Source organism: Comamonas terrigena NBRC 13299 (assembly GCF_006740045.1).
Lineage (GTDB): Bacteria > Pseudomonadota > Gammaproteobacteria > Burkholderiales > Burkholderiaceae_C > Comamonas > Comamonas terrigena.
The window spans coordinates 3,475,430-3,490,284 of sequence record NZ_AP019749.1 but is presented as its reverse complement, the minus strand read 5'-3'; the positions used below and the strand labels follow the sequence as shown (position 1 = coordinate 3,490,284).

The following is a 14,855-nucleotide window of genomic DNA, read 5'->3' as shown; positions in this document are numbered from 1 at the left end:
CAGTAGCCTGCTTTCGCCGGGGTGTGCCGGGCCTGCCGTGCACCGTTGCGGCAGGGGGGGCACCCAGACTGGCGCCGCTTGGGGACATACTGTCAGGGGCGGTGGCTGTGGCGTGCCGGAAACACCTCGGATGCCCATCAGCCGCCAGGGTCTGGAGGGCCGGCCTGCGGCTGGCCGGGCGTTGCGCCATAAAAAAGGCCCGCATCGGTGGATGCGGGCCAGTCTCCTCCGCCCTGGTACATGCCAGGGCGTTTCCTCATTGATGCACAGGATGCAAAGGACGGTGCCGACTGCCCTTGCGGACGGGGTCTGCACAACCCATGGCCGCATTGTAGGGAGGAAAACGCATAAACCGCTATTTGTGTAATTTATGTCTTATATAAGACGTAAGTTTGTGCAATCCCTGGAATGGTGCTAGCAGGGTTGTGGATGCCGCTAACTGATTGATTCATTGGGGTGGGTTGCAGTTTTTTGGGGCCGGTTGCCATCGCGGTGCGGCACGGAACGTGCACAAAAATAGAGTGCTGCATGGGGGCAATGTGTATGTGATTAGCATCATTTTGTGCAGAAATTGCATGGCTGCATGCCGGCCGCAGAAGCACATGCCCGCACGGCCGCCTGGTCTCAAAGGCGCAGGGGCCCCCGGGCCAGCGCCAGGCCGTGGCGGCTGCGCAGGCGTGGCATGCCACCGCGGGGCGGCATCGCCAGGCGGGTGTGAAAGCCGGTGGGGTGGAGCGGGAACGCGCAGGCGCGTGGAGCGTGGCCCTGCCTTGCGGGACGATCAGGCCGCGCTGGCGGCAGCGTCTGGCGCAGCCGCGGTGCGGCGCACGCGCACCACCATGTCGATGGCGGCCACTTCCAGGCCCGGGGCCAGGGGCGGCAGCGCATCCCAGCGGATGCAGTCGGGCGGCAGATCCAGCACCTCGCCGCTGTCTTCGATCAGCAGGTGGGGGTGGACTTCGGTGCTGGAGTCATAGACCGTGTGTTCCAGCCCCAGCGGCAGCGCGCGCAGCAGGCCACGCTCGGCAAACAGCGGCAGGCTGGCGTAGACCGTGGCGCGCGACAGGCTGGGGTAGTGCTGGCGTGCGGCCTGCAGCACCTGTTCGGCATGCATGTGCACCGGCGCACCCAGCAGTACCCGGGCCATGGCCAAGCGCTGGCGGGTGGGCTGCAGGCCTGCCTGGCGCAGGCGCTCTGCCAGCTGTGCGTCCTGCGCCTGCTGCTGGGCCTGTGCAGCCAGCGCCTGCGGACGACGGGTGCGTGCGGAGGCAAGGCGGGTGGCAGCAGTGGTGGCGGTGGTGCGCGGGGGCATGGCGGGTCGCAGTCGGGCAATCAAGGTCAGGGTCGCTATTGTGATGAAAAAAAGCGCACCCGGCAAAACACCGGGTGCGCGAGGAAAGGCTCTGCCGCAGTTCGCGCTGTGGCGGGGCGGAGCTAACAGGGTCAGAGTCCGACCGGAGTTACTTCTTCTTGTCGAACGGAGTGGGGCGCGGGGTGGCGTCGCTCGAGGGCGGCAGCACCGGCATGCCGATCTGGGGCTGGTCGCCGGTCAGGGTCTTCAGGAAGGCCACGATCTTGGCGTTCTCATCCTTGGTGAAGTTCTTGCCCAGCTGCACGCGGCCCATGGTGTCCACCGCCTGGCCCAGGGTGTCGGCCGCACCATCGTGGAAGTAGGGGTAGGTCAGTTCCACGTTGCGCAGGGTGGGCACCTTGAAGTTGAAGCGGTCGGCGTCCTTGCCGGTCACCGCCGCACGGCCTTCGGCCGGGTTGCTGGTCTTGTAGGCCTCGACCAGACCCATGCGCTGGAAGGAATTGCCGCCCACGGCCGCGCCGTTGTGGCAGGCCACACAGCCGCTGTCACGGAACAGCTTGTAGCCTTCCAGTTCGGTCTTGGTGATGGCGTTGGCATCGCCCTTGAGCCACTTGTCAAAGCGCGAGTTGGGCGTGACCAGGGTTTCCTCGAACGCCGCAATGGCATCGGTCACCTGGTCGATGTCAATCTTCTGCTTGCTGAACACCTTCTTGAACTCCGCCTGGTAGCCGGGAATGGAGTTCAGCATGTCCACGGCCAGCTCGTGGGTGAAGGCCATTTCGCCCGGGTTGGCGATGGGGCCGCCGGCCTGCTCCTTCAGGTTGCCGGCACGGCCGTCCCAGAACTGGGCCACGTTCATGCTGGAGTTCAGCACCGTGGGCGAGTTGATGGGGCCTTCCTGCCAGTTGTGACCGATGGAGGTCTTCAGGTTGTCGCTGCCACCCATGGACAGATTGTGGCAGCTGTTGCAAGAGATGAAGCCCGACTTGGACAGGCGGGGATCGAACCACAGTTTCTTGCCCAGTTCCACCATGGCCGGGTTCTTGACCACGGCAGGCGCGATGGGCTGGATGGGTTCCTGCGCGCCTTGTGCATGGGCGGGCAGTGCCAGGAAGGCGGCCGCGGCGGCCAGGGCTGCAACGAGGGGTCGGAGGGTGGTTTTCATTGTGTGCTTCCAAACGCTTGTGTGGTGAATGCCTGGTGCGCAGCCAAGGCGGCACACCCGCCACCTGCCGGTACGGCCACGTCATCCTCTGCGTGGTTTGGACTCAGTCCAGATGGCGTAACCATTGCACCGCATCACCTGACGGGTGGTATTGCGCAGTATCAAAAGTGCGGCGGGGCACGTCCGTGGCATGCGGGCTGAGGCCTGGGAATGCATGAGTGCAGCCAGGGGCTGTAAGCCTGTGTTGTGGCGTTGGCGCAAAATGCACAAAAAGACACGCTTCGGAGACATTTCATGAGCAAGTACAACGAGCACCTGGACCGCAATGCGGCCAACTTTGCGCCCCTCAGCCCGCTGAGCTTTCTGGAGCGCACCGCCAGCGTCTACCCGGACCGCCTGGCCATCGTGCACGGGGATCTGCGCCAGACCTGGGGACAGACCTACCGCCGCTGCCGCCAGCTGGCCAGTGCGCTGCACCAGGCCGGCGTGGGCAAGAACGACACGGTGGCCGTGATGCTGCCCAACACCCCGCCGATGGTGGAGGCTCACTTTGGCGTGCCCATGTCCGGCGCCGTGCTCAACACCCTCAACACCCGACTGGATGCGGAGACCCTGGCCTTCATGCTGGACCACGGCGAAGCCAAGGTGCTGATCGTGGACCCGGAATTCACCGCCCTGATGGCCAAGGCGCTGCCGCTGCGCAAGTCCACCGCCCCGCTGACAGTGATCCGTGTGGAAGACGCGCTGTACGGCGACGCCGCCGTGCCGCTGGGCAACACCACCTACGACGATTTTGTCGCCCAGGGCGATCCGGATTTCGCCTGGGAGCTGCCCGCTGACGAGTGGGATGCGATTGCGCTGAACTACACCAGCGGCACCACCGGCAACCCCAAGGGCGTGGTCTACCACCACCGCGGTGCGGCCATCAACGCCATCAGCAATGTGCTGGAATGGGACATGCCCAAGCATGCGGTCTACCTGTGGACGCTGCCGATGTTCCACTGCAACGGCTGGTGCTTCCCCTGGACCGTGGCCGCGCGCGCAGGTGTCAATGTCTGCCTGCGCCGCGTCGATCCGCAGAATATTTTCGACGCCATCCGCAACCACGGCGTCACCCATTACTGCGGCGCGCCCATCGTGCAGTCGCTGCTGGTGAATGCCCCGGCGGCGATGAAGCAAGGCGTGCCTGCCGGCGTCAAGGCCATGGTGGCCGGCGCCGCGCCCCCTGCCTCGATGATCGAAGGCATGGAAGCCATGGGCTTCGATCTGACCCATGTCTACGGCCTGACCGAAACCTACGGCCCGGCCACCGTCTGCGCCCAGCATGCGGAGTGGGACCAGCTCGACATCGGCGAACGTGCCCGCCTGAATGCCCGCCAGGGCGTGCGCTACCACCTGCAGCGCGATGCCCAGGTGCTGGACCCCGAAACCATGCAGCCTGTGCCGCACGACGGCGAGACCATGGGCGAGATCATGTTCAAGGGCAATATCGCCATGAAGGGCTATCTGAAGAACCCGCAGGCCACGGACGAAGCCTTCCGTGGCGGCTGGTTCCACAGCGGCGACCTGGCGGTGCAGTACCCGGACGGTTATATCAAGATCAAGGACCGCAGCAAGGACATCATCATCTCCGGCGGAGAGAACATCTCGTCCATCGAAGTCGAAGACGTGCTCTACCGCCACCCGGCCGTGCTGGCTGCGGCCGTGGTGGCCAAGCCCGATGCCAAGTGGGGCGAGACGCCCTGCGCCTTCCTGGAGATCAAGGCCGGCGCCACGGTGACCGAGGCCGACATCATCACCCACTGCAAGCAGCACCTGGCCGGCTACAAGGTGCCACGCGCCATCGTGTTTGGCGAGCTGCCCAAGACCAGCACCGGCAAGATCCAGAAGTTCGAGCTGCGCAAGCTGGCGGGCTCGGCCACGGCCATTGCGGTGTGAGGCGCTGACATACACCGCAGCCGGGTGACCGGGGTACTCGCCCCGGCGTGCTCCGGTGCACCCCGCCCCATACTGGGGAAACACATAACCCAATGGGAACCGCAAAATGGTGGCATGCGCACTGTGCTGGCCTATACTCGCGGCTGCTCCGGGGTGTGCGAAAGCGCTGAGATGCCGGCTGCTGTGACAACAGCGGTCTGCGAACCCGACGAACTTGATCCGGTTCATACCGGCGGAAGAAGAGCGGGACCCTGATGCAGGGCCATGGACAGGCAGGCGCGAAGGCGGGGGTGCGAACGCACACGCCACGCAGCCCGTCCACAGGCACAGCAAACCCCAGGCGCCTCGCGCACTGGGGTTTTGTCTTTTCTGGACGGTCCACAGCGCGCACCAGCCCTGGCCGGAATCACCCGATTCCGGTGGATGCACCACCCCAATGGGCCACCAGTGGGACGCTGCAGCCGGGTGCAAGGCGGTTGGTGGATGGACCAGGACAGGACCATCTCCGGCGCCATCAGAGCAGGCCCAGCACTCCACGGAGCGTTTGATGTACTTCAACCGCTTTATGGAGACTGCGATGAACGCCCCTGATGCCATCTTCACCCCCCCTGCGTCCAACTTCTCGGGCGATGCCCCCGACACCGCCCGCTTTGCCGAGCTGCTGACCCAGTCGCGCCAGCCGTTTCCGGCATCCACCAAAAGCTATCTGAGCGGTGCCATCCACCCCGGTCTGCGCGTGCCGGTGCGCGATATCGCACTGACCAATGGTGAACAGGTCAGCGTCTACGACACCTCCGGCCCCTACACCGACCCGGCGGCGCAGATCGACGTGCACCAGGGGCTGGCCAGTGTGCGCGGCAGCTGGATCGAAGCGCGGGGCGACAGCGAGTTCTATGTGGGCCGCCAGCGCGTGGCGCTGGACGATGGGGGCAAGCGCGGCGAGGAAGACGCGCGCGTGGCCCAGCTGCGTGCCGAAGCCGCCGCGCTGCAGCGTCAGCCGCGCCGCGCCAAGAGCGGTGCCAACGTGACCCAGATGCATTACGCCAGGCGCGGCATCATCACCCCCGAGATGGAATACGTGGCGCTGCGTGAAAACGGCCGCCGCGAATGGATGGCGCAGTACCAGCAGGATGCTGCGCGGGAAGCCCGCCTGGCCGGCAACAGCCTGGGCGCCGCCATTCCCAGGATCATCACCCCCGAATTCGTGCGCGACGAAGTGGCCCGCGGCCGCGCCATCATTCCCGCCAACATCAACCACCCCGAAATCGAGCCGATGGCCATCGGTCGCAATTTCAAGGTCAAGATCAACGCCAACATCGGCAACTCGGCCGTCACCTCCAGCATCGAGGAAGAGGTCGAAAAACTGGTCTGGGCCATCCGCTGGGGTGCGGACAACGTGATGGACCTGTCCACCGGCCGAAACATCCACACCACGCGCGACTGGATTGTGCGTAATTCGCCCGTGCCCATCGGCACCGTGCCCATCTACCAGGCGCTGGAAAAAGTCGGCGGCATCGCCGAAGACCTGACCTGGGAAATCTTCCGCGACACCCTGGTCGAGCAGGCCGAGCAGGGCGTGGACTACTTCACCATCCACGCGGGCGTGCGCCTGGCCTATATCCACCTGACGGCGCAGCGCCGCACCGGCATCGTGTCGCGCGGCGGCTCCATCATGGCCAAGTGGTGCATGGCCCACCACCGCGAGAGCTTCCTGTACGAGCATTTCGAAGACATCTGCGACATCATGAAGCAGTACGACGTGAGCTTCTCGCTGGGCGACGGCCTGCGCCCCGGTTGCGCCAGCGATGCCAACGACGAAGCCCAGTTTGCCGAACTGCACACCCTGGGCGAGCTGACCCAGACCGCCTGGAAGCACGATGTGCAGACCATGATCGAAGGCCCCGGCCACGTGCCCATGCACATGATCCAGCAGAACATGGCGGAGCAGCTCAAGCACTGCCATGAAGCGCCGTTCTACACATTGGGCCCGCTGACCATCGACATTGCTCCCGGCTACGACCATATCGCCAGTGCCATCGGCGCGGCCATGATCGGCTGGATGGGCACCGCCATGCTGTGCTATGTCACGCCCAAGGAGCACCTGGGCCTGCCCGACCGGGACGATGTCAAGCAGGGCATCATCGCGTACAAGATCGCGGCCCACGCCGCCGATGTGGCCAAGGGGCATCCGGGCGCACGTTCGCGCGACGATGCACTGAGCCAGGCGCGTTTCGACTTCCGTTGGGAAGACCAGTTTAACCTGGGTCTGGACCCCGACACCGCGCGCGCCTTCCACGACGAAACCCTGCCCAAGGACAGCGCCAAGGTGGCGCATTTCTGCAGCATGTGCGGCCCCAAGTTCTGCTCCATGAAAATCACCCAGGAAGTGCGTGACTTCGCCAAGCAGCAAGGCGTGGCGGCGGAGCAGGGCATTGCCGTGGGCATGCAGGCCAAGGCGACGGAGTTCAACCGGGCCGGCGGGGATTTCTACATCCCCATTGCCTCGGATACCACGGCACGGTAAGTCGCACAGCCCTCACCAGGGTAGGCCCAGTGCCGGGCGCTGGGCTTGGCCGGCAGCGGCAGCATGCAGCTGCCTGTGTGCAAACGGTGGGAGGTACGGGGTTGAAAAAATCTTTTCAACCCGTGCCGAATGCGGGCGTCGTCCCGCCGCCGCGTCTGCCTTACTGCGGGCGGTGCGCCTCGAAGTGCAGCAGGTCAAACCATTGGCCGTTCAGCTCCATGCTGCGGCGCGAATGGCCGAACTGGACAAAGCCCTGCTTGCACAGCACCCGCACGGAGGCCGGGTTTTCCGGGCGGGCAATGGCCTCGATGCGCTGCAGACCGTGCGTGGTGAACGCCTGGTGCAGCACGGCGGCCACGGCCTGGCTGGCCAGGCCGCGCCCGCCGCAATCCGGTGCCACGCGGTAGCCCAGGGCGGCGCTGTGGAAATAGGGACGCCGCACCTGGGTGAGGTTGATGCGGCCGGCCAGGCGCTGGCCCTCCCACATCAGGTAGTGGAAAGCCTGGTCCTGCTGCTGGCGCTGCAGCGAGGCTTCCATTTCCTCGGCAAAACCTTCGGCGGTGTAAAAGCGCGCAGACCGGGCCTGCACCCATTGCTCGAAATAGGCGCGGTGGGCGGTTTCAAAATCCCAGAGCGCAGGGGCGTCGGTGGCGGCAAGCAGGCGGATGTCCATGGCAGTTCGGCAGGCAGAAACAAACACAGGCTGACACCCGCAAGGGTGCAGCCCGTGCATTCTAGGCAGCCACCGGGGTGGTTGCCTGTCGCCGACTCAGCTCATTTCCAGTACTGGCACTTGCTCTCGGCCTTGGTGGTCCACACCTGGTCGGCGGGCAGTTTCTTGATGATCTTGTAGTAGTCCCAGGTGCCCTTTGATTCGGCGGGGGACTTCACTTCCATCAGGTACATGTCGTGGGCGTAGCGGCCATCGGGGCGGATCACACCTTCACCGAAGAAGTCCTTGATGGGTTTGCCCTTCCATTCGGCCATCACCTTGTCGGCCTCCAGCGTGCCGGCGCGCTGCACGGCCTGCAGCCAGGTCATGGTGGCGGAATAGTCGGCGGCCTGGATCTCGCTGGGGCGGCGCTTGGTCTTGGCCATGAACTTGTCGGCAAACTTGCGCGACTCGGCGTTCATGTCCCAGTACCAGGGGGCGGTGAACTGCATGCCTTCGGTGTTCTTCACCCCCAGGCTGTGGATGTCGCTGAAGAACACCAGCAGGCCGGCCAGCTTCATGCTCTTGGTGACGCCGAATTCCTTGGCGGCCTTGATGGAGTTGACGGTGTCGCCACCTGCATTCGCCAGGCCCAGGATCTGCGCCTTGCTGTTCTGTGCCTGCAGCATGAAGCTGGAGAAGTCGCTGGCGTTCAGCGGTGTCTTGACGGCTCCCAGCACCTTGCCGCCGTTGGCCTGAACGATCTTGGTGGTGTCGGCTTCCAGCGCGTGGCCGAAGGCATAGTCAGCGGTCAGGAAGAACCAGCTCTTGCCGCCGGCTTCCACCACGGCCTGGCCCGTGCCCTTGGCCAGGGCCACGGTGTCAAAGGCATAGTGCACGGTGTAGGGCGTGCACTGCTCGTTGGTCAGGGCCGAGCTGCCGGCGCCGTTGTCCACGAAGATGCGCTTCTTCTCGGCGGCCACCTGGGCCATGGCCAGGGCCGTGGCGCTGTTGGTGCCGCCAAACACCAAGCTGATGTCCTGCTGGTCGATCCACTCGCGTGCCTTGCTGGCGGCGATGTCGGCCTTGTTCTGGTGGTCGGCCGTCATCAGCTCGATGGGCTTGCCCAGCACCTTGCCGCCAAAGTCATCGATCGCCATCTGGATGGCGGTGGCGCCATGCTTGCCTTCCACGTCGGCGTAGAGGCTGGACATGTCGGTGATGAAGCCGATCTTGACGGTGGCCGGTTCCTTGAACTGGGCCTGTGCCGCACCGTGGGCCAGGCCCAGTGCACAGATTGCCATGGCCAAGGGCGTGAGTTGCTGCCGCATGCGAGTGTCTCCTGTAGATGTTGTGGTCCGTGGCGCTGAACGCCACCTGCACTGCACATGCTGGCACTGCGGCCCGCGGCCGGATAGCGGGCAAGTGCGCAGGGGAAACTCCGGGCTTGCCAGGTCAGGCCAGCCGCTGGTCACCGACGTGAGGGGCAAACGCGGGTCACCAACTCGGGTCACCAACCGGCCCTGCCGATGCAGGCGGTGGCGCCGGTGGACACGGCAGGCAGGGCGCTCAGGCCACGCGGCTGCGGTCGGCCTGCGGGACCGGTGTGCGCGTGGCCCACCACCAGATCAGCGCCCCCAGCGAGACGGTGATGGCCTGGCCCAGCGCCAAGGCCAGGCCGCTGTGAAACAAGTGGGGTACCACGGCGCCGGCCATGGTGGCGAACACGCTCATCTGCGTGAACCCCTGCAGCGACGAGGCCAGGCCGCGCATCTGCGGGAACATGCCCATCACCTGCAGCGTGAGGATGGGCATCAGCAGCGAAATGCCCAGCGTGTAGCAGGTGATGGGCAGCACGGCCCAGGGCACCACGGGCGCATCGGTGAAGGCGTTGTAGAGCACATTGCTGGCGCAGCCGGCCAGCAAAAAGGTGTAACCCATGGCCTTTTGCACGCGGGGGGGAATGCGCTTGGCCAGCGAGCCGGACAGGGCCGAGCCGATCATGGAGCCGCCGATCAACGGGATGAACAGCCAGCCGAACGAGGTTTCCTCCAGGTGCAGCACGTTCAGGATGAATTCCGCCGCCGAGCTGATGTAGACCGAATTGGCGCCGGCCATCAGTGCCAGGCCCAGCACCATCAGCCGAAAGCGGCCGTTGCGCAGGGCGGTCAGGTAATTGCCGGCAATCACCCGCAGCTTCAGCGGCACGCGCTTTTCGGGCGCCAGGGTTTCCGGCAGCGCACGCCAGCACAGCAGGGCCAGCAGCACGCCAAAGCCGGACAGAAAGAAGAACGCTGCGCGCCAGCCGCCATGGGTCTGCAGCCAGCCGCCGAAAATCGGCGCCAGCGCCGGGGCCAGGCCAAAGCAGAACATGACCATGCTCATCATGCGCTGGGCATCGGCGCCCTGGAAACGGTCCTGCACCATGGCGCGCACCACCACCATGCCGGCACCGGCCGTCAGGCCCTGGACAAAGCGCACGGCAATCAGTGCCTCGATGCTGGTGGCAAAGGCCGCCACGCAGGAGGTGAGGGCAAAGCCCATGGCCGCACACAGCAGCACGCGCTGGCGGCCGAAGGTGTCGCTGAGCGTGCCGTAGAACAGCATGGTGATGGCCATGGCCAGCACATAGGCGCTCAGCGTCTGCTGCACGGCCGCAGGGCCCACGGCAAATTCCTGGGCGATGGCGTGGAACGAGGGCAGGTAGGTGTCGATGCCCAGTGGACCGATCATGGTGCACAGGGCAAACAGCAAGGTCAGGGCGATGGACGATTTCATGCAGCGGCAACAGGGACAGGCACCACAGCCGGGCTGGGTGCTCTGGAATAACTGGCGATGGCAGCGCCTTGGCGTGGCGCTAGCGGTCGATTGGACGGGAAAACGCACCAGCCCGCGCGCCGGGCGCGCAAGACCGCTGCAGGTGGCTGGGCACCGCCGGTAAACGCTGCGTAAAGCGGCCGGCTGTGCGCAAGCGGGGGCACGTGAGCGGCAGGGGGAAGGGCGCCCGGGGAGTGGGGCGGCCCTGGAAGCGTGGCCGAGGGCCGCCACGGCGCCACGCGGCGCCGGAGTCAGGCAGTCAGGCAGTCAGGCGGCGCGCACGCGCACCGCGTTCTTGGGGCGGAAAGCCTTGCAGACGCTGTCCTGGGTCTCCAGGTAGGGGCCGCCAATCAGGTCGATGCAATAGGGCACGGCGGCAAAGATGCCATGCACCTTCTGCACGCCCTCGGCGTCCTTTAGGCCTTCCAGCGTCTCGGCGATCGCCTTGGGCTGGCCGGGCAGGTTGATGATCAGGCAGTTGCCGCGGACCACCGCCACCTGGCGCGAGAGAATGGCCGTGGGCACAAAGGCCAGGCTGATTTGGCGCATCTGCTCGCCAAAGCCGGGCATTTCTTTGTCGGCCACGGCCAGCGTGGCTTCGGGCGTCACATCGCGCAGCGCCGGGCCGGTGCCGCCGGTGGTCAGCACCAGGCTGCAGCCGGCATCCACCAGTTCCACCAGGGTCTGGCTGATGGTGGCCTGCTCGTCGGGGATCAGGCGCGCGGCGAAGGTGATGGGGTTGTGCAGCGCACGGCCCAGCCAGTCCTGCAGTGCCGGCAGGCCTTTGTCCTCGTAGACCCCGCTGCTGGCGCGGTCGCTGATGGAGACAATGCCGATCTTCACCGGATCGGCGGCAGGCGCCTGGTGCACCGGCTCATTCATCGGCATCGTCCTCGGCGTCACCGCCTTCGGCAGCTTCACCACCGGTGATGTGGAAGCGCACCAGCTGGAACAGTTCGCGGTAGGCGCGGCCCTTGGTAGCGGGCGGGGGCGTCAGGCCCTTGGCTTCGGCCTCGGCGGCCTTGGCCTTGGCGGCGGCATCGTCCTTGCGGGCCTGGCGCATCAGCGCGCGCAGCTGCTGGGTGTCGGTGGCCGGGAACTGGTCCATCCACACGCCCAGGTGGTCGTCGCTTTCGATCAGGCGGTCGCGCCAGTGCTCGGCAATCTGCGTCTGCTGCTTGCCGATGCTGGCGCCGTTGCGTTGTTCATTGAGCGCGTCCTTGATGGCAGCGATCTGCTGCTCGTCGAGCTTGCGCATCTGCTTGCCGATGAACTGCATCTGGCGGCGCTTGCCTTCGAAGTTGGTGATGCGCAGCGCTTCGGCCAGTGCTTCGACCAGCTTGTCGGGCAGTTGCAGGCGCTCCAGCAGGCCGCGGCGCAGCGTGAGCAGCTCCTTGCCCAGGTCCTGGAGGGCATCGCTTTCGCGCTTGAGGTCGGTCTTGGTGGAATCCCAAGTGCCTTTGAGTTCGGCCTTCAGTTCAAGGTCGAGTTCGCTGCCTTCGGCGACGAACTTGCCTCGTACGAAGTAGCCCTTGGTGGGTTTGCGTGACATGGTGAGGGGGCAATTGTCTTGGCGGCGCAGGGAGCGCCGCAGTGGCAAGTATCATAGCTGCCGCTATGAAAAAACCCCGTCCCAGCTCCACAAGCACCAGCAGCGTGCAGGCCGATTCCGGATTCAGCTACCGCCGCGACTTTTTTGAGGGCCTGGTCGACCAGGCGCTGGCACATGCCAAAAAGCTGGGAGCCACCGATGCCGGCGCCGATGCCTCCGAGGGCTGCGGCCTGAGCGTGAGCGTGCGCAAGGGCGAGCTGGAGACGGTGGAACGCAACCGCGACAAGTCGCTGGGCGTGACGGTCTATGTGGGCCAGCGCCGCGGCAACGCCAGCACCTCCGACTTCTCGGAAGAAGCCGTCAAGCGCACGGTGCAGGCCGCCTATGACATCGCCCGCTTCACGGCCGAAGACCCGACCGCCGGTCTGCCCGACGCCGAAGACATTGCCCTGCCCGGCACCCACCGCGATCTGGACCTGTTCTTCCCCTGGGACGTGAGCAGCGAAGAAGCCGCACGCATCGCCCTGGAATGCGAAGCGGCCGCCCTGGGCACGCACAAGCGCATCACCAACAGCGAAGGCGCCAGCGTCTCGGCCCAGCAAAGCCATTTCTTCAGTGCCCACACCCGGGGCTTCAGCGGCGGCTATGCCAGCTCGCGCCACAGCCTGTCGGTGGCGCCGATTGCCTCGCTGCCCGGCCGGAACGGCGAGATGCAGCGCGATTACTGGTACAGCTCCATGCGCGATGCCAAGGAACTGGCATCGCCCGAGGCCGTGGGCCGCTATGCCGCCCAGCGCGCCCTGAGCCGCCTGGGCAGCCGCAAGATCCCCACCACCGAATGCCCGGTGCTGTTCGAGTCCACGCTGGCATCCGGCCTGCTGGGCGGTTTTGTGCAGGCCATCAGCGGCGGCACGCTCTACCGCAAGAGCAGCTTCTTGCTGGATTCCCTGGGCAAGAAGGTTTTTCCCAAGCACATCGACATCGCGGAAGACCCCTTCATCCTGCGCGGCAAGGGCAGCTCGCCCTATGACGACGAAGGTGTGAAGGTGCAGGCGCGCAAGGTGGTGGACGCCGGCCGGGTGGAAGGCTATTTCCTGTCCAGCTACTCGGCACGCAAGCTGGGCATGAAGACCACCGGCAATGCGGGCGGATCGCACAACCTGAGCCTGACCTCGCGCCTGACCCGCGCGGGCGACGACCTGGACGCCATGCTGAAGAAGCTGGGCACCGGCCTGTTCGTGATCGAGCTGATGGGCCAGGGCGTGAACTACGTGACCGGCGACTATTCGCGCGGCGCCAGCGGCTTCTGGGTGGAAAACGGCCAGATCGCCTTCCCGGTGCAGGAGATCACCATCGCCGGCAACCTGAAGGACATGTACCAGGGCATCGAAGCCGTGGGCGCCGATGCCTACAACTACGGTGCCAAGACCGTGGGCTCCATCCTGATCAACCGCATGAAGGTGGCCGGCAGCTGAGCGCTGCACAGGGCCGTCTCCGTGAAAGCAGCCTGCGGGCTGCTTTTTTCATCGTGGCCCGCACATGCCTGGCGAGCGCGCAGGGGGCCTGGCCGGGGTTTGCACACAGCCCGGCGGACCCGCCATGGCCACGCGGCACCGTGGCATCCAATTTGCTGCATGCCATCTGGCCTGCACGGCGGGCGCAGTCGGGCGATACTGAACGGCTGCTTTCCATTCACGCATAACAACAAAGCTTCATGACTTCTGCCTCCCCTTCTGCCACCGCGGGCATGTCCCGCGCCGACTGGCTCAGCGCTCTCATCGTCATCGTGGTCTGGGGGCTGAACTTTGTGGTGATGAAGTGGGGCCTGGCCACGCTCTCGCCCTTGCTGCTGTGCGCGCTGCGCTTTGTCGCGGCATCGCTGCCGTTTCTGCTGTTCGTGCGCCCGCCGCGCAATCTGTCCTGGGGGCTGCTGGCCGCCTACGGCCTGGTGCAAGGGGTGGGGCAGTTCGGCCTGCTGTTCACCGGCATGAAGCTGGGCATGCCGGCCGGCATGGCCTCTGTGGTGCTGCAGACCCAGGCCTTCATCACCATGCTGATGGCCGCTGCGCTGCTGGGCGAAAAGCCGCAGCGCTGGCAGTGGATCGGCCTGACGGTGGCCATTGCCGGCCTGGTGCTGATTGGCGCGGCCCATGGCGACGGAGCCAGCCAGATGACGCTGCTGGGTTTTCTCTTCACCGTGGGGGCTGCTGCCATGTGGGCCAGCTCCAATCTGCTCACGCGCATGGCCGCCAAGCAGGGGCCGTATGAGCCGGTGTCCTTCATCGTCTGGACCAGCCTGTTTCCCATTGTTCCGCTGCTGCTGCTGTCGCTGTGGCTGGACGGCGCCGACCAGGTGGCGCAGCAGCTGCAGGCCATCGGTGTGCGGGAGCTGGGGGTGATCGCCTACCTGGCCTTCCTTTCCACACTGCTGGGCTATGGCCTGTGGACGCGCCTGCTGCAGCGCTATGCCGCCAGCACCGTGGCGCCGCTGTCCCTGCTGGTGCCGGTGATCGGCCTGCTGTCGGCCATGCTGCTGCTGGGGGAGTTCCCCACGGCCTTGCAGTGGCTGGGGACCGCCGGGGTGCTGCTGGGCATGGTGGTCAACCAGTTCGGCGGGAAATGGCTGCGGCGCTGAGCGCGCCGGGCGGCACAGGCCGCCTCCGGCCTGGGGTCGCGGCAAGAGCGGCCGCATCGTCAGTAAGCTGACACGCAACTGATAACCCTGTGGCTTGGGGCCATGGGGTGCAGCACTCCTGGCATGGGGGTCGGCTTGGTGGCTCCTGCTGTGGTGGGCGGTTACTTTTCACAGATGGACAGGCGGCTGCGGCCTGTCCATGTGGCGGACGCCGTGCCGGTCGTCTGCAGGCGGCAGCAGGGCGGCGCCGGTGCGCGAAA

General features: G+C 65.9%; 11 protein-coding genes and 1 riboswitch. Of the genes, 4 read left to right on the top strand and 7 right to left on the bottom strand.

Going from position 1 to position 14,855, the window contains the following annotated elements; genetic code table 11:
* Positions 1–781: 781 nt before the first annotated feature.
* Positions 782–1,312: a Fur family transcriptional regulator gene (locus CT3_RS15920; RefSeq protein ID WP_083520427.1), complete on the bottom strand. Its 531-nt coding sequence runs from the start codon at positions 1,310–1,312 to the stop codon at positions 782–784.
* Positions 1,313–1,460: 148 nt separating this feature from the next.
* A complete protein-coding gene (locus CT3_RS15915) occupies positions 1,461–2,477 on the bottom strand; it encodes a cytochrome-c peroxidase (RefSeq protein WP_066536378.1) in 1,017 nt (338 codons plus the stop codon).
* Between the two features lie 294 nt (positions 2,478–2,771).
* On the opposite strand from CT3_RS15915, the gene CT3_RS15910 reads away from it, so the two are divergent.
* The gene (locus tag CT3_RS15910; protein ID WP_066536376.1) at positions 2,772–4,415 is read left to right on the top strand and encodes an acyl-CoA synthetase; all 1,644 of its coding nucleotides are present in this window, start codon (positions 2,772–2,774) and stop codon (positions 4,413–4,415) included.
* Between the two features lie 139 nt (positions 4,416–4,554).
* Positions 4,555–4,673, top strand: a riboswitch (TPP riboswitch).
* A gap of 319 nt (positions 4,674–4,992) precedes the next feature.
* A complete protein-coding gene (gene thiC, locus CT3_RS15905) occupies positions 4,993–6,939 on the top strand; it encodes a phosphomethylpyrimidine synthase ThiC (RefSeq protein WP_066536374.1) in 1,947 nt (648 codons plus the stop codon).
* A 160-nt stretch (positions 6,940–7,099) separates the two neighbouring features.
* Here thiC and CT3_RS15900 read toward each other — a convergent pair whose 3' ends face one another.
* The 5 genes from CT3_RS15900 to yjgA all read right to left on the bottom strand — a co-directional run bounded on the left by CT3_RS15900 (position 7,100) and on the right by yjgA (position 11,960).
* Positions 7,100–7,612, bottom strand: coding sequence for a GNAT family N-acetyltransferase (locus tag CT3_RS15900; protein WP_066536373.1), 513 nt, complete (start codon positions 7,610–7,612; stop codon positions 7,100–7,102).
* Between the two features lie 101 nt (positions 7,613–7,713).
* Positions 7,714–8,922: an ABC transporter substrate-binding protein gene (locus tag CT3_RS15895; RefSeq protein WP_066536372.1), complete on the bottom strand. Its 1,209-nt coding sequence runs from the start codon at positions 8,920–8,922 to the stop codon at positions 7,714–7,716.
* Between the two features lie 238 nt (positions 8,923–9,160).
* Entirely contained in the window at positions 9,161–10,369 is a 1,209-nt protein-coding gene (locus CT3_RS15890; protein WP_066536370.1) for a multidrug effflux MFS transporter, read from the bottom strand.
* Between the two features lie 306 nt (positions 10,370–10,675).
* Positions 10,676–11,290, bottom strand: a complete 615-nt coding sequence (gene mog / locus CT3_RS15885; RefSeq protein ID WP_066536368.1) for a molybdopterin adenylyltransferase — start codon at positions 11,288–11,290, stop codon at positions 10,676–10,678.
* Positions 11,283–11,960, bottom strand: coding sequence for a ribosome biogenesis factor YjgA (gene yjgA, locus CT3_RS15880; protein WP_066536365.1), 678 nt, complete (start codon positions 11,958–11,960; stop codon positions 11,283–11,285). Before yjgA ends, mog begins: the two co-directional genes overlap by 8 nt.
* A gap of 65 nt (positions 11,961–12,025) precedes the next feature.
* On the opposite strand from yjgA, the gene pmbA reads away from it, so the two are divergent.
* Both pmbA and CT3_RS15870 read left to right on the top strand, forming a co-directional pair.
* Complete coding sequence (gene pmbA / locus CT3_RS15875; RefSeq protein WP_066536363.1) at positions 12,026–13,435, top strand: metalloprotease PmbA; 1,410 nt, start codon at positions 12,026–12,028, stop codon at positions 13,433–13,435.
* Between the two features lie 272 nt (positions 13,436–13,707).
* Positions 13,708–14,595, top strand: coding sequence for an EamA family transporter (locus tag CT3_RS15870; protein WP_424949078.1), 888 nt, complete (start codon positions 13,708–13,710; stop codon positions 14,593–14,595).
* The last annotated feature ends 260 nt before the right edge of the window (positions 14,596–14,855 follow it).

Coding starts and splice junctions, on each gene's coding strand:
- CT3_RS15910 (WP_066536376.1), top strand. CDS start 2,772: ATGAGCAAGTACAACGAGCACCTGGACCGCAATGCGGCCAACTTTGCG.
- CT3_RS15890 (WP_066536370.1), bottom strand. CDS start 10,369: ATGAAATCGTCCATCGCCCTGACCTTGCTGTTTGCCCTGTGCACCATG.
- CT3_RS15900 (WP_066536373.1), bottom strand. CDS start 7,612: ATGGACATCCGCCTGCTTGCCGCCACCGACGCCCCTGCGCTCTGGGAT.
- CT3_RS15895 (WP_066536372.1), bottom strand. CDS start 8,922: ATGCGGCAGCAACTCACGCCCTTGGCCATGGCAATCTGTGCACTGGGC.
- thiC (WP_066536374.1), top strand. CDS start 4,993: ATGAACGCCCCTGATGCCATCTTCACCCCCCCTGCGTCCAACTTCTCG.
- CT3_RS15920 (WP_083520427.1), bottom strand. CDS start 1,312: ATGCCCCCGCGCACCACCGCCACCACTGCTGCCACCCGCCTTGCCTCC.
- yjgA (WP_066536365.1), bottom strand. CDS start 11,960: ATGTCACGCAAACCCACCAAGGGCTACTTCGTACGAGGCAAGTTCGTC.
- CT3_RS15915 (WP_066536378.1), bottom strand. CDS start 2,477: ATGAAAACCACCCTCCGACCCCTCGTTGCAGCCCTGGCCGCCGCGGCC.
- mog (WP_066536368.1), bottom strand. CDS start 11,290: ATGAATGAGCCGGTGCACCAGGCGCCTGCCGCCGATCCGGTGAAGATC.
- pmbA (WP_066536363.1), top strand. CDS start 12,026: ATGAAAAAACCCCGTCCCAGCTCCACAAGCACCAGCAGCGTGCAGGCC.
- CT3_RS15870 (WP_424949078.1), top strand. CDS start 13,708: ATGTCCCGCGCCGACTGGCTCAGCGCTCTCATCGTCATCGTGGTCTGG.